General features: G+C 68.9%; 11 protein-coding genes. 9 read left to right on the forward strand and 2 right to left on the reverse strand.

Annotated features, from left to right (window positions below; all coding sequences use genetic code 11):
* The first annotated feature begins 53 nt into the window (after positions 1–53).
* Both WJ12_RS25840 and WJ12_RS25845 read left to right on the forward strand, forming a co-directional pair.
* Positions 54–1463, forward strand: a complete 1410-nt coding sequence (locus WJ12_RS25840) for an MFS transporter (RefSeq protein WP_059558241.1) — start codon at positions 54–56, stop codon at positions 1461–1463.
* A 117-nt stretch (positions 1464–1580) separates the two neighbouring features.
* Positions 1581–2375 carry an enoyl-CoA hydratase gene (locus WJ12_RS25845; RefSeq protein WP_059558240.1) on the forward strand — a complete coding sequence of 265 codons (795 nt, stop codon included), beginning with the start codon at positions 1581–1583 and terminating at the stop codon, positions 2373–2375.
* 93 nt (positions 2376–2468) lie between these two features.
* Here WJ12_RS25845 and alr read toward each other — a convergent pair whose 3' ends face one another.
* Positions 2469–3590 carry an alanine racemase gene (gene alr / locus WJ12_RS25850; RefSeq protein ID WP_049028905.1) on the reverse strand — a complete coding sequence of 374 codons (1122 nt, stop codon included), beginning with the start codon at positions 3588–3590 and terminating at the stop codon, positions 2469–2471.
* A 299-nt stretch (positions 3591–3889) separates the two neighbouring features.
* On the opposite strand from alr, the gene WJ12_RS25855 reads away from it, so the two are divergent.
* A complete protein-coding gene (locus tag WJ12_RS25855; protein WP_034185925.1) occupies positions 3890–4261 on the forward strand; it encodes an MAPEG family protein in 372 nt (123 codons plus the stop codon).
* A gap of 39 nt (positions 4262–4300) precedes the next feature.
* Here WJ12_RS25855 and WJ12_RS25860 read toward each other — a convergent pair whose 3' ends face one another.
* Positions 4301–5251: a LysR family transcriptional regulator gene (locus WJ12_RS25860; protein ID WP_059558238.1), complete on the reverse strand. Its 951-nt coding sequence runs from the start codon at positions 5249–5251 to the stop codon at positions 4301–4303.
* Positions 5252–5369: 118 nt separating this feature from the next.
* Here WJ12_RS25860 and WJ12_RS25865 point away from each other — a divergent pair, with 118 nt between their 5' ends.
* The 6 genes from WJ12_RS25865 to WJ12_RS25890 all read left to right on the forward strand — a co-directional run bounded on the left by WJ12_RS25865 (position 5370) and on the right by WJ12_RS25890 (position 13925).
* Entirely contained in the window at positions 5370–8909 is a 3540-nt protein-coding gene (locus WJ12_RS25865) for an ABC transporter ATP-binding protein/permease (RefSeq protein WP_059558237.1), read from the forward strand.
* 395 nt (positions 8910–9304) lie between these two features.
* Positions 9305–10057, forward strand: coding sequence for a glutamine ABC transporter substrate-binding protein GlnH (gene glnH, locus WJ12_RS25870; RefSeq protein ID WP_059558236.1), 753 nt, complete (start codon positions 9305–9307; stop codon positions 10055–10057).
* A 15-nt stretch (positions 10058–10072) separates the two neighbouring features.
* Positions 10073–10780 carry a glutamine ABC transporter permease GlnP gene (glnP, locus tag WJ12_RS25875; protein ID WP_175027885.1) on the forward strand — a complete coding sequence of 236 codons (708 nt, stop codon included), beginning with the start codon at positions 10073–10075 and terminating at the stop codon, positions 10778–10780.
* Complete coding sequence (glnQ, locus tag WJ12_RS25880; RefSeq protein WP_034185930.1) at positions 10777–11505, forward strand: glutamine ABC transporter ATP-binding protein GlnQ; 729 nt, start codon at positions 10777–10779, stop codon at positions 11503–11505. The genes glnP and glnQ overlap by 4 nt, the downstream gene beginning before the upstream one ends.
* Before the next feature lie 20 nt (positions 11506–11525).
* Entirely contained in the window at positions 11526–12575 is a 1050-nt protein-coding gene (locus WJ12_RS25885; protein WP_059558640.1) for a C45 family autoproteolytic acyltransferase/hydolase, read from the forward strand.
* 15 nt (positions 12576–12590) lie between these two features.
* Positions 12591–13925: an aspartate aminotransferase family protein gene (locus tag WJ12_RS25890; protein WP_034185931.1), complete on the forward strand. Its 1335-nt coding sequence runs from the start codon at positions 12591–12593 to the stop codon at positions 13923–13925.
* The last annotated feature ends 15 nt before the right edge of the window (positions 13926–13940 follow it).

A 13940-nucleotide genomic window follows, 5' to 3' on the forward strand; every position in this document is an offset into this window, starting at 1 on the left:
CTTTTCCGCATCGTGTGCCGTTCCTAGACTCCCGGCATCTGCCTGGAGGTGTCATGTCCGATTGCAATCCCGTGTCCGTTTCCGTCCCCCTGGCCGTCGCGAGCCGCCCGACGGCGCGCGAGCAGCGCTTCACGCTGGCGCTCGTCGCGATCGGCATGTTCATGGCGGTCCTCGATTCGACGATCGTCAACGTGGCGCTGCCCGCGTTGCGCGCGAGCCTCGGCGCGACGGTCGCCGAACTCGCGTGGATCGTCGACGCGTATACGCTCAGCTTCGCCGCGTTGATCCTCGCGGGCGGCGCGCTGTCCGACCGGTTCGGCGCGAAGCACGTGTATCTCGCGGGGCTGGCGCTGTTCGTCGCCGCATCGGCGGCGTGCGGCGTTGCGCCGTCCGTGGCGATCCTCGTGGCGGCGCGCTTCGCGCAGGGCATGGGTGCCGCGCTATTCTTGCCCGCGTCGCTCGCGGTCGTGCGCGGCACCTTCGACGTGCCTGCCGAGCGGGCGCGGGCGATTGCGGTCTGGGCCGGCATCGCATCGGTTGCGGTGGCCGTGGGGCCGGTGCTGGGCGGCATCCTCGTCGACGATTTCGGCTGGCGCAGCGCGTTCCTGATCAATGTGCCGACCGGCGCGATCGCCTTTGCCGGGGCGGCAATGCTCGTGCGGGCGTCGGGCGCGCGGCATGCGCACCCGTTCGACTGGGCCGGCCAGGGTATCGGTGCGGCGGCGCTCGGCGCGCTGTGTTTCGCGGTGATCGAATTGCCGACGCGCGGCCCCGGCGCGGGGGAAGTGCGCTGCGCGCTGCTGGCCGCCGCGCTCGCGGCAGCGATGCTGGTCGTCGTCGAGCGGCGTGCGCGCCATCCGATGGTGCCGCTCGCGTGGTTTCGCAATCGCGTGTTCGTCGCGATGAACCTGATGGGCAGCCTCGTCTATGTCGGCTACTTCGGGCTGCTGTTCGTGTTGAGCCTGTACCTGCACGGGCGCTTCGGCATGAGTGCGCGGCAGACGGGGATGACGCTGTTGCCGTTCGCGCTGAGCCTGTCGCTCGGCAACCTGTTGTCGGGAAAACTGCATGGCCGTGTGCGCCCGGTCACGCTGATGGCAAGCGGCCTCGGGATGGCGGCGCTGGCCATTCCGGCGATCGCCGTCGCGCTCGCGCTGCGTGCGCCATGGCTGGTGGTCTGGGCGGCCATGGCCGCCTTCGGCACCGGCACCGCGTTGTCGGTCGCGCCGATGATCGCGACCGTGCTCGAACAGGTGCCCGCGGAGGCGGCGGGCGTCGCGTCAGGGTTCCTCAACGCGGCGCGGCAGGCCGGAAGCTTGTTCGGCGTGGCCATCGCGGGCGCCGCGACGATACTGTTGCCGGACTTGACCGACGCGCTGTGGGCGGTCGCGGCGCTTGGATGCATGGCGTATGCGACGGCCGCCCTTGCCGCACGGGCGGCCGGCATGACGAAAGGGGCGTGACTGGACGTCACACGGAATGTGGAGGACCATTTCATCGACCGGCCGCGCACGCGCGGTTGCGCCGGCCGCCCGTCTGTGCCGAAACGCATCCTGCCGCCCTTCGTCGAGCGAAACACCATGGAACCCGATCAAGAGACCGCCGAGCCGATCCTGTTGCGCGATGCGCACGACGGCGTCGTCACGCTGCGGCTGAATCGCCCGCGGCAGTTCAACGCATTGTCCGAGGCAATGCTCGCGAGCCTGCATGATGCGTTCGAGGCGCTGGCGGCCGATTCGCACGTGCGTTGCGTCGTGCTGGCCGCCGAGGGCAAGGCATTCTGCGCGGGCCACGACCTGCGGCAGATGCGCAGCCGGCCCGAACTCGACTACTACCGCGCGCTGTTCGCGCAGTGCAGCCGCGTGATGCTCGCGATGCGCGCGTTGCCGGTGCCGGTGATCGCGCGCGTGCACGGCATCGCGACGGCGGCCGGCTGCCAGCTCGTCGCCGCGTGCGACCTCGCGATCGCGGCCGATACCGCGCGCTTCGCGGTATCGGGTATCAACGTCGGGTTGTTCTGTTCGACACCGGCCGTCGCGTTGAGCCGCAACGTCACCTCGAAGCGCGCCTTCGACATGCTCGTGACCGGGCGCTTCGTCGATGCGGCGACGGCCGCCGCGTGGGGGCTTGTCAACGAGGCCGTGCCCGAGGACGCGCTCGACGCGGCCGTCGCGCGCAAGGTCGCGGAGATCGTCGCGAAGAGCCCGGCCGCGGTGCGATACGGCAAGCAGATGTTCTATCGCCAGCGCGAGTTGCCGCTCGACGAAGCCTATGCGTATGCGGGCGACGTGATGGCGCGCAACATGATGGAAGAGGATGCCGGCGAGGGCATCGACGCGTTCCTCGAGAAGCGCAAGCCGGCGTGGCGCTCGTAGCGCGTTCCCGTTGACTCGCGCGGCGGCTCGCCGGAAAGCGAACGGGCCGCCCGAGGCGGCCCGCAATCCGGGCGGCGTGTACGTCGACGTCGGTCAGCGCCCGTAGCTTCCCGTCCGCAGGGCCGGCTGCACGGTCGATGCGCCGGGCGGCACGATCACGACCGGCACGCGGGGCGCGAGCGCGCACATCAGCTCGTAGCCGATCGTGCCGCTGGCTTCCGCGACATCGTCCACCTTCACCTGATCGCCCCACAGCTCGACGCTCGACCCGATACCCGCGTTCGGGCACGGCGTCAGGTCTACGGTCAGCATGTCCATCGACACGCGGCCGACAACACGCGTCATCACGCCGTCCACCGCGATCGGCGTGCCGGTCGGCGCGTGGCGCGGATAGCCGTCCGCGTAGCCGCATGCGACCACGCCGATCCGCATCGGCCGGTCGGCCGTGAAGCGGCGGCCGTAGCCGACGGTCTCGTCCGGCGCCAGCGTCTGCACGCCGATGATCCGGCTCGTCAGCGTCATCGCGGCCATCAGCGGCGTGTCGGCGATATGCCGCGACGCACCCGTCGGCGACGCGCCGTACAGGATCGTGCCGGGCCGCACCCAGTCGCGATGGGCGCGCGGATGCCACAGCACGGCCGCCGAATTCGACACCGAGCGTTCGCCGGGAATGCCGGCCGTCGTCGCATCGAACTGGTCGAGCTGCCAGTCGACCTGGCCTTCGTCGGCGTTCGCGAAGTGCATCATCAGCGTGATCCTGCCGATCGACGGTGCGCTCGCCGCGCGTTCCCACGCGGCGCGGAACGCGGCGGGCCGGTAGCCGAGCCGGTTCATGCCGGAGTTCATCTTGAGCTGGATGTCGATCGGCCGTTGCGGCTTCGCGGCGATCAGCAGGTCGAGCTGCGCGTCGCAATGCACGCTCACCGTCAGCCGGTGGCGATCGGCCAGTTCGACGTCGGCCGGCTCGAAGATCCCTTCGAGCAGCAGCACGGGCTTGTCCCAGCCGAGTTCGCGCACGCGCACGGCTTCGTCGAGATCGAGCAGCCCGATGCCGTCGGCGGCCGCGAGGCCCGGATAGATCCGCTCGATGCCGTGGCCGTATGCGTTGGCCTTGATCACGGCCCAGACGCGCGATTGCGCGGCCGTGCGGCGGATGAAATCGAGGTTGTGGCGGACGGCGTCAGGGCGGATATGGGCGACGATGGGACGGGGCATGGTGATGGCTCGGGTCGATGTCGTTCGGCGCGCGGCGGCGCGGAGTGAAACGGCAGGCTGGCGCCGCAACGCGCCAAGCCAGTGTCGAGCGCTATCTTATTGGTGTTCGACCAGTTTTAATTAACGTATTTGTCGGCGATTTGGTGGAAATTTTGGCGGTCATGCCGATCGGCCGCGGCCGCCCGCGGCCCGTGCGGCCGAGTCCTCCGTCTAGAAAACCGGTGCGCGAACCGGGCGGCGCAATGCTAAGCTCTCGGCGATCTTGTCATTGATCAATGTAATCATAACGGAGGAGACTTATGACGACGTCCCAGCTGTGCCTGTTCATCGTGGCGCTGTTGCCGTTCCCGATGACGTTCCTGGCCAAGGCCCGCAAGGGTTACGACAACCGCGCGCCACGCGATTACCTGGCCCGGCTCGAAGGCTGGCGCGCTCGCGCGCAGGCCGCGCATCAGAACGCATGGGAAGCGCTGGCGCTGTTCACGGCCGCGCTGGTGGTGGCGTGGCACAACGGCGCGAACGTGCATCGCGTCGACCAGCTCGCGATGGCGTTCGTCGCGATCCGCGTCGTCTATGCGTTGATGTACCTGCTGAACTGGGCGTCGCTGCGTTCGCTCGTGTGGTTCGGCGGGATGGCGTGCGTCGTCGCGCTGTTCCTCGCCACGCCGTAGGCGGCCGGTGAGCACGGGCGCCGGCGGCGCATGCCGGCGCTACGGCGCGCCGCCCGCGCCCCGTGCGTGACTGTCGTTGGATGCGGGCACAACCTTCTTTGCGACGAACGGCGGCACTTGCGCTTCGCTGCGCAGGAATGCGATCAACGGATCGAGCAGCCGGTGGCGCGTGGACGGATGGCGGCGCAGCACGAAGCGCCACGACGCCTCGCGTGCGAGGCCCGGCACCAGCGGTACCAGGCGCCCGCTGCGCAGTTCGGGCTCGATCAGCGGCACGCGGCCGAGCGCGATGCCCGCACCGCCGACGGCCGCGCCGATCACCTGGCTGAAGCTGCTGTAACGGACGATCTTCGTTTCGAAGTCGCCCGGCAAGCCGAATTCCGACGCCCAGTTGCGCCAGTCGATCTCGGGGCTGTTCTCGTGCATTTCCTGCAGCAGCCGCGAGCGGCACACGTACCCCGATGCGTACGGAAACAGTTCGGGGCTGCAGACCGGAAACACGGTTTCCCGCATCAGGACGTCGTCGTCGGCGCGCAGCCGGTGCGCGGGCACGTGCACGATCGCCAGATCGACGCCGCTGCGCGCGAAATCCGGCTCGTCGTCGAGCACGACGGCATGCAGCGGCGTGTCGGGATGAAGCGAAGAGAATTCCGCCAGACGGCGCGCGAGCCACATCGACGAAAACGGCGCGTTGGCGGAGACGGTCAGCCGTTGTGCGGTGCCGCGAATCTCCGCGCAGGCGTCGGTCAGGCGCGACAGCGCATCGCTGACGGCCGGCAGCAGGCGGGCGCCGGCCGGCGTGAGGCCGATGCCGCCTATGCCCGTGCTGCGTTCGAGCAGCCGTGCACCCAGCGCTTCCTCGAGCGAGCGGATCTGGTGGCTGACCGCGCTGGTCGACACGTTCAGCTCGACCGCCGCGCGCGCGAACCCGCCGAGGCGGACGGCCGCCTCGAAAGCACGCAGCGCGCTAAGGGGAGGAAGGTGCGACATGCCGGGTATTGTAGTTGACTCAACACCCGTTGAAAAATCATCTTTTGCCGCGCGCGGGCGGCGCGGGTAGCCTCGATCCGGTCAAGAAAAAAGCAACGCGTCACTGACTGGAGGCAACATGTATTTCGACCGACGACTATGGGCCATGATGGCCGGACTGCGCTGGCGGGTGGCCGCGGCAGTCGCGCTCGGGCTCGTCGCGATGGGTGTCGGCATCCTGCGTTTCGTCTTTCTCGGCCGCGTGCTGGCGCTGGTTTTTTCCGGTGCGCCGGTACGCAGCATCGGCGAAGCCGTCGCTGCAACGGCGGCCTGCGTGCTGCTGCGCGCGTGGCTCGATCATCGCCGCACGGTGCTCGCGCAGCATACGGCCGGGCGCGTGCAGGCCACGCTGCGCGCGCGGCTGTTCGACCGGATCGCCGCGCTCGGCCCCGCGTGGTTCAGCGGCGAGCGCACGGGCGGCGTGATGCTCGCCGTCGTCGACGGCGTCGAGCAGTTGCAAACCTTCTTCGGCGTCTACCTGCCGCAACTCGTGATTGCCGCCTGCGCGCCGGTCATGATCTTCGCGGTACTCGCATGGTGGGACGTGCCGACGGCCGCGATCCTGCTGGTCGCGGCGCTCGTCACGCTCGCGCTGCCGCAGCTCGTGCATCGCGCCGACAAGCGTGCGGCGCTCGCACGCTCGGCCGCGTTCAAGGCGTTCGGCGAGGAGTTTCTCGACGCGGTGCAGGGCCTGCCGACGCTGAAGGCGTTCGGGCAGAGCAGCGCGTTCGGCGCGAAGCTGGCCGCCAAGGCGCGCGCGCTGTCCGACAGCACGTTCTGGGTGCTCGCGCTCGGCCTGCTGACGCGGCTCTTCACCGATCTCGGCACGGGCCTGGGCGCGGCCGCGGCGATCGCGGTGGGCGCATGGCGCGTGCGGCACGGCGACATGAGCCTCGAAGCGCTGCTGATCGTGCTGATGGCCGGCAGCGAAATCTTCCGGCCGTTGCGCGACCTGCGTGCGGTGCTGCACCAGGGGATGATCGGCCAGTCGGCGGCGAATGCGATCCATGCGCTGCTCGACGCGGGCAGCCGGGGGCCGGCCGCCGATGCGCCGCGCGTCACGGGCCTGCGGCCGGAGATCGCGTTCGACGACGTCAGCTTCGCGTATCCGGGGCGCCGCGCGGATGCGCATGCGGCGTTGAGCTTCACGGTTCGCGAAGGCGAGACGGTCGCCATCGTCGGGCCGAGCGGCGCGGGCAAGTCGACCATCGTGCGCCTGTTGCTGCGTCAGCACGATGCGCAGGGCGGTGCGGTACGCATCGGCGGCCACGACGTGCGCACGCTCGACGCCGACCAGGTGCGCGAGATGATCGCCGTCGTCGCGCAGGATGCGACGCTGTTCGACGGCAGTGTGGCCGACAACCTGCGGCTCGGCCGCCCCGAGGCGAGCGACGCGGACATGATCGCGGCCGCGCGCGCCGCCAACGCGCACGATTTCATCTCGGCGTTGCCCGACGGCTACGCGACGCGCATCGGCGAACGCGGGCTCATGCTGTCGGGCGGCCAGCGCCAGCGCATCGCGATCGCCCGCGCGCTGCTGCGCGATGCGCCGATCCTGCTGCTCGACGAGGCGCTGTCGTCGGTCGATGCGGAGAATGAAGCGCTGATCCAGCAGGCGCTCGACCGGCTCACGCGCGGGCGCACGACGCTCGTGCTCGCGCATCGGCTGTCCAGCGTGATCGGCGCTGACCGCATCCTGGTGCTCGACCAGGGGCAGGTGGTCGATGAAGGCACGCATGCGGCGCTGATCGCGCGCGACGGCCCGTATCGCCGGCTGATGGGGCCGCAACTGGAGGCGGTCGCCGAATCCGTCGGCGCGTCGGCGGCGGCCGGTGCGACCGCGCGCGCGTCGTCGGGCCCGCAGGTGCGGCCGCTGAACGACGACGCGGCGACGATCGGCTGGGCGGAAACGTTGCAGACGCTGCTGCGCTTCGTGCGGCCGTGGAAGGGCAAGGTCGTGCTGACCGTGCTGTTCGGGATCGGCCGCGTGCTCGCGTTCATCGGCGTCGGGGTGATCGGCGCAATGGTGGTCGGTGCGGTGTCGTCCGGCCGCGTGAGTGCGTCGCTCGTCGTCGCGCTGCTCGTGATCGCGCCGGTGGCGGCCGTGCTGCACTGGCTCGAATCGTGGCTCGCGCACGACATGGCGTACCGGCTGCTCGCGGAAATGCGCATCGCGCTGTTCGCGACGCTCGAACGCCTCGCGCCGGCCGGGCTGCTGCGCCGCCGTTCCGGCGATCTCGTCTCGCTCGCGACGCAGGACGTCGAGACCGTCGAGTATTTCTATGCGCACACGCTGGCGCCCGCGTTCGTCGCGGTCCTGGTGCCGGCCGGCGTGCTGGTGCTGCTCGCGTCGGTCGCATGGCCGCTTGCGCTCGTGCTGCTGCCGTTCCTGCTGTGGGCCGGGCTCGCGCCGGTGCTCGCGCGGCGCGATGTCGACCGGCTCGGCACCGGCGCGCGCGAAGCGCTCGGCCAGCTCGGCGCGCACCTGACCGAAACGATCCAGGGGCTCGCGGAGCTGACCGCGTTCCAGGCGATCGAGCGCCGGCGCGCAGCGTTCCTGGCCGAGGTCGATGCGTACCGCCTGCAGCGAGCGAAGCTGCTCGACGACCTGTCGACGCAAAGCGCCGCGCTGGAAGTCGCGAGCGGGCTCGGCGGGCTGGCCGTCGCGGCGCTCGGTGCGCTGCTGTGCGCACGCGGCTGGTTTCCGCACGAGTCGTTGCCGCTGCTGGTGCTGGTTGCGGTGGCCGCGTTCATGCCGGTGGCCGAAATCGGCCAGGTCGCGCGCCAGCTTGCCGACACGATCGCGTCGACGCGCCGCTTGCGCGCGCTGGAGAAGGAGCCCGTGACCGTGACGGACGGCACGCACGCGCTGCCCGGCAATCCGGCCGTGCGTTTCGAGGCGGCGTCGTTCACGTATCCGGGCCGCGGCGTGCCCGCGATCGACCGCGTGAGCTTCGAGGTGCCGCCGGGCAGCACGGTCGCGCTGGTCGGCGCATCGGGCGCCGGCAAGTCGACGGTCGCGAGCCTGTTGCTGCGTTTCTGGGATCCGCAACAGGGTCGCGTGACGCTCGGCGGCGTCGACCTGCGCGACCTGCGGCTCGACGACCTGCGGCAGCACATCGCGCTGGTTGCGCAGGATACCTACCTGTTCAACGACACGCTCGAAGCGAACATCCGGCTCGCGGCGAACGACGCGTCGGACGCGGACGTGCGGCGCGCGATCGACCATGCGGCGCTCGGCGACTTCGTCGCGCGGCTGCCGGACGGGCTGGCGACGCGCGTCGGCGAGCGCGGCGTGCAGCTGTCGGGCGGCCAGCGCCAGCGCGTGGCGATCGCGCGTGCGTTCCTGAAGGATGCGCCGGTGCTGATCCTCGACGAAGCGACGTCCCATCTGGACACGATCAGCGAGCAGCAGATCCGCGCGGCGCTGGAAGACCTGATGACGCAGCGCACGTCGATCATCATCGCGCACCGGCTGTCGACCGTACGCAATGCCGACCTGATCCTCGTGATGGAGCAGGGCAGCGTGATCGAGGCGGGACGCCACGCGGACTTGATGGCGCGGCAGGGCGCGTATGCGCGGCTCGTGTCGCATCAGGCGAGCGGGGTGGCGGCGTGATCGACGCGACACCGGCGCGTCGTCGTCCGGTATTGTCCCGCGCACCCCGCAACCTGCGTTGAGCCGCGCCGGCGGTTGCCGGCCTGGCGCGCACGGCCGGCCCCGCACGGCGCCGCCATTGTCTCCCGATGCGCCGCCATCCCGCGGCGGCGCGATCCGGCGGCGCGTCCTGCCCCGCCGTTCTCCCGTTTCCTCCGATCAATCCGGCCCGCGCGGCCCGGATTTGTCTCGATGAATTTATTCGTTGCGGACTTTTTTGTTGTCGTAGTATCGCCATTGACAACACTTGTTGCACTAAGGTCTAATTCGACATCGCATGTTGCGGTGCGGCTTGATGTCGTCGTTCCCGCCGGCCGGCTGGCCGGCCACATCGCTCAATCATGCGGAGAGAAACCATGAGTCGCCGTTCCTTCCTGAAAGCCGTCGCGGTTGTCGCCGCGCTCGGCGCAAGCATCGCGCACGCGGATACCAAGACGCTCGTCGTCGGGACCGATACGTCCTTCATGCCGTTCGAGTTCAAGCAGGGCGACAAGTACGTCGGCTTCGATCTCGACCTGTGGGCCGAGATCGCGAAGGACCAGGGCTGGAAATACACGATCCAGCCGATGGATTTCGCGGGCCTGATCCCGGCGCTGCAGACGCAGAACATCGACGTCGCGCTGTCCGGGATGACGATCAAGGAGGAGCGCAAGAAAGCGATCGACTTCTCCGCCCCTTACTACGACAGCGGCCTCGCGGCGATGGTGCAGGCGGGCAACACGTCGATCAAGTCGATCGACGACCTGAACGGCAAGGTGATCGCCGCGAAGACGGGCACCGCGACGATCGACTGGATCAAGGCGCACCTGAAGCCGAAGGAGGTCCGTCAGTTCCCCAACATCGACCAGGCCTATCTCGCGCTCGAAGCCGGCCGCGTCGACGCGGCGATGCACGACACGCCGAACGTCCTGTTCTTCGTGAACAACGAAGGCAAGGGCAAGGTAAAGGTCGCCGGCCAGCCGGTCAGCGGCGACAAATACGGGATCGGCTTCCCGAAGGGCAGCGCGCTCGTGCCGAAGGTCAACGCGTCGCTCGTGAAGATCAAGGCCGACGGCCGCTACGCGCAGATCTACAAGAAGTGGTTCGGTGCCGAGCCGCCGAAGATGTGAGCGTGACGGCGCACCATGGCGCGGCCGGATGGCCGCGCCGGTCTTGATTCGAACGGGGAGCGACAAGTGAATTTCGATTGGTCGGCGATCTGGGCGGCGTTGCCGGACCTGATGGACGGGGTCCGGTTGACGGTGTTCATCGCATTTTTCGGGCTGGTGGGCGGCTTCATCGTCGGGATGATCGCGGGGATGTTCCGCGCATACGGACCGAAGGCGATGAACGTGCTCGCCCAGATCTATATTGAACTGATCCGCGGCACGCCGATCGTCGTGCAGGTGATGTTCCTGTACTTCGCGCTGCCGCTGCTCGCGCATATCCGCATCGACGGCCTGACGGCCGCGATCATCGCGATCACGGTGAATTCCGGCGCGTATCTCGCGGAAGTGGTGCGCGGCGCGCTGCTGTCGATTCCGAAGGGGCTGACGGAAGCGGGGCTCGCGATGGGCTTGTCGATGCCGCGCGTGCTGCTCAAGGTGGTCGGACCGCTCGCGTTCCGGCGGCTGATTCCGCCGCTCGGCAACCAGTGCATCGTGAGCCTGAAGGACACGTCGCTGTTCATCGTGATCGGCGTCGGCGAGCTGACGCGCAAGGGGCAGGAAATCATCGCGGGCAATTTCCAGGCGGTCGAGATCTGGACGGCGGTGGCGATCATCTATCTGCTGCTGACCGGCGCCATGACGCTGACGCTGCGGATCGTCGAGAAAAGGATGCGCATCTTATGAGCATGATCGAATTCCAGAACGTGTCGAAGAGCTTCGGCCACGTGCCGGTGCTGAAGCATATCGACCTGAAGATCGACGCGGGCGAGGTGGTCGTCGTGATCGGCCCGTCCGGTTCGGGCAAGTCGACGATGTTGCGCTGTATCAACGCGCTCGAGAAAATCACCGGCGGCGAGCTGCTCGTCGACGGCCAGAGCGTGCGCGGCAACGCGGCGACGATCCGCAACATCCGGCTCGAGGCCGGCATGGTGTTCCAGCAGTTCAACCTGTTTCCGCAGATGACCGCGCTCGAGAACGTGATGTTCGGGCCGATCCAGGTGCGCGGTGCATCGCGTGCCGACGCGCGCGACCAGGCGATGGCGCTGCTCGACAAGGTCGGCCTCGAATCGCGTGCGAATCATTACCCGTCGGAGTTGTCGGGCGGGCAGCAGCAGCGCGTGGCGATCGCGCGTGCGCTCGCGATCCGGCCGCGGCTGATGCTGTTCGACGAGCCGACGTCGGCGCTCGATCCGGAATTGCGCCACGAAGTGCTGAAAGTGATGCAGGATCTCGCAACCGAGGGGATGACGATGATCGTCGTCACGCACGAGATCGGCTTCGCGAAGCGGGTCGGCACGCGGCTGCTGTTCATGGATCAGGGCGGCATTGCCGAGGACGGCCATCCGGTCGACCTGATCGACCGTCCGCCGACGCCGCGCCTGAAGGAATTCCTGAAACACGTGTCCTGAACGAAACCGAAATGGCCGACATGCCGCTTTCCCTTTCTCCCGTCATCGCCGGTGCGCCGTTCGACATCGGCGTGCGCCTCGGCGAGCTTGCCCGCCCCGTATTCGACACGTACATGCGGCAGAGCAGCGCATGGCAGGCCGTGCGAGGCTGGCGCGGCCATCCGTTCGTCGATGCGCTGCGGCAGGCCGCGCTGGCCGCGTACCCCGATCTCGTCGCGGAACTGGACGGGATCGCGGCGGGCATCGGCTGGCCGGCCGAGGACGTCTTCCTGTGGAACTGCCGCGGCGAACTGATCCATCACGCGCCGGACGGCTGTACGACGCTCGCCGCGCGCGATGCCGACGGCACGCGCTGGATCGCGCACAACGAGGACGGCGATCCGTACCTGCGCGAGCGTTGCCTGTTCGTCGACGTGCAGCCGGCCGGCAAGCCGGGTTTCGTCAGTTTCTATTACCCCGGTTCGCTGCCGGGCCATACGTTTGCCGCGAACCGCGCGGGCATCGTGCAGACGATCAACAATCTGCGCATCCGCACGCCGGCAGCCGGCGTGCCGCGCATGATCCTCGCGCGCGCGGTGCTCGACGCGACATCGCTCGACGCGGCGGCCGACGTGCTGCGCGGGCATGCGCGCGCGAGCGGCTTTCATCACACGCTCGGCGCGACCGGCGACGAACGCTTGCTGAGCATCGAGGCGAGCGTCGCGCGTTGTTCGGTCGTCGACGTCGCGCGACTGTCGGGCCATGCGAACCATCTGGTGCATCCCGGTTGCGACGCGCAAGCGCAGATCGTCACGCAATCGTCGGCCGACCGCCAGCGCCGCGTCGACACGCTGATGCCCGGCATCGACGCGGTCGACGAACGCGCATTGCTGCGCGTGCTCGGCGATCGCGCGCCGCAAGGGCTGCCGATCTACCGTGACGATCCGGCCGACCCCGACGGCGAGAATACGCTGGCAACCGCCGTGTTCGCGATTGGCTCGGCATCAATCGATTTCACCGTTCATCAACACGGCACGCGGCGCTTCGCGACGCGCATCGTGCCGTCCGGACGCGCGCCCGACGCGTCCTGATCCATGAGGCCACGCATGACGACCGTTTTCCATCGCGCTCCGCGCGCCACCTTGCCCGTTGCCGTTGCAGGCGACGGCATCGAGATCATCGATTCGACCGGCAAACGCTATATCGACGCGTGCGGCGGCGCGGCCGTGTCGTGTCTGGGCCACAGCAACCAGCGCGTGATCGACGCGATCAAGCGGCAGGCGCAGCAACTGGCGTACGCGCATACGTCGTTCTTCACGACCGACGTGGCGGAAGAACTCGCCGACCGGCTCGTCGACGCCGCGCCGGCCGGCCTCGAACACGTGTATTTCGTGTCGGGCGGATCCGAGGCGATCGAGGCCGCGCTGAAGCTCGCGCGCCAGTATTTCGTCGAGAAGGGCGAGCCGCAGCGCCGGCATTTCATCGCGCGGCGGCAGAGCTACCACGGCAACACGCTCGGCGCACTCGCGATCGGCGGCAACGCATGGCGCCGCGAGCCGTTCCTGCCGCTGCTGATCGAAGCGCATCACGTGAGCCCGTGTTATGCGTACCGCGACCGGCAATCGGGCGAAACCGACGAAGCGTACGCGCAGCGTCTGGCGGACGAGCTTGAACGGAAGATCGTCGAACTCGGCGCGGAAAACGTCGCGGCGTTCGTCGCGGAGACGGTGGTGGGCGCAACGGCCGGCGCGGTGCCGCCGGTGCGCACGTACCTGAAGAAGATGCGCGCGGTGTGCGATAAATACGGCGTGCTGCTGATCCTCGACGAGATCATGGCGGGGATGGGGCGCACCGGCTACCTGTTCGCGTGCGAAGAAGACGACGTCGCGCCCGACCTGCTGACGATCGCGAAGGGGCTCGGCGCGGGCTACCAGCCGATCGGTGCGACACTGGTGAGCGACCGCATCTACCGGACGATCGTCGACGGCTCGGGTTTCTTCCAGCACGGCCACACGTACCTCGGCCACGCGACCGCGTGCGCGGCCGCGCTCGAAGTCCAGCGCGTGATCGCCGAAGAGAAACTGCTCGACAACGTGAAGGCGCGCGGCGAGCAGTTGCGTGCATCGTTGCGCGAGCATTATGGTACGCATCCGCATGTCGGCGACGTGCGCGGCCGCGGGCTGTTCGTCGGCATCGAGCTCGTGCGCGATCGCGACACCAAGGCGACGTTCGATCCCGCGCTGAGGCTGCATGCGGCGGTCAAGCGCGAAGCGATGCAGCGCGGGTTGATGGTGTACCCGATGGGTGGCACGATCGACGGCGTGCACGGCGATCACATCCTGGTGGCGCCGCCGTTCATCAGTACCGCGCCGCAGATCGACACGATCGTCGAGCGGCTGTCCGGCGCGATCGGCGCGGCGCTCGCGTCGGCCGGCGCGTGAATCCCGACTTCATCG

It is taken from the genome of Burkholderia seminalis, assembly GCF_001718535.1.
Lineage (GTDB): Bacteria > Pseudomonadota > Gammaproteobacteria > Burkholderiales > Burkholderiaceae > Burkholderia > Burkholderia seminalis.

What these genes read in the sequence shown, in the direction of transcription:
- WJ12_RS25890 (WP_034185931.1), top strand. Translation starts at nt 12,591, where the DNA reads ATGACGACCGTTTTCCATCGCGCTCCGCGCGCCACCTTGCCCGTTGCC.
- WJ12_RS25845 (WP_059558240.1), top strand. Translation starts at nt 1,581, where the DNA reads ATGGAACCCGATCAAGAGACCGCCGAGCCGATCCTGTTGCGCGATGCG.
- WJ12_RS25885 (WP_059558640.1), top strand. Translation starts at nt 11,526, where the DNA reads ATGCCGCTTTCCCTTTCTCCCGTCATCGCCGGTGCGCCGTTCGACATC.
- WJ12_RS25840 (WP_059558241.1), top strand. Translation starts at nt 54, where the DNA reads ATGTCCGATTGCAATCCCGTGTCCGTTTCCGTCCCCCTGGCCGTCGCG.
- glnP (WP_175027885.1), top strand. Translation starts at nt 10,073, where the DNA reads ATGGCGCGGCCGGATGGCCGCGCCGGTCTTGATTCGAACGGGGAGCGA.
- glnH (WP_059558236.1), top strand. Translation starts at nt 9,305, where the DNA reads ATGAGTCGCCGTTCCTTCCTGAAAGCCGTCGCGGTTGTCGCCGCGCTC.
- WJ12_RS25855 (WP_034185925.1), top strand. Translation starts at nt 3,890, where the DNA reads ATGACGACGTCCCAGCTGTGCCTGTTCATCGTGGCGCTGTTGCCGTTC.
- WJ12_RS25860 (WP_059558238.1), bottom strand. Translation starts at nt 5,251, where the DNA reads ATGTCGCACCTTCCTCCCCTTAGCGCGCTGCGTGCTTTCGAGGCGGCC.
- WJ12_RS25865 (WP_059558237.1), top strand. Translation starts at nt 5,370, where the DNA reads ATGTATTTCGACCGACGACTATGGGCCATGATGGCCGGACTGCGCTGG.
- alr (WP_049028905.1), bottom strand. Translation starts at nt 3,590, where the DNA reads ATGCCCCGTCCCATCGTCGCCCATATCCGCCCTGACGCCGTCCGCCAC.
- glnQ (WP_034185930.1), top strand. Translation starts at nt 10,777, where the DNA reads ATGAGCATGATCGAATTCCAGAACGTGTCGAAGAGCTTCGGCCACGTG.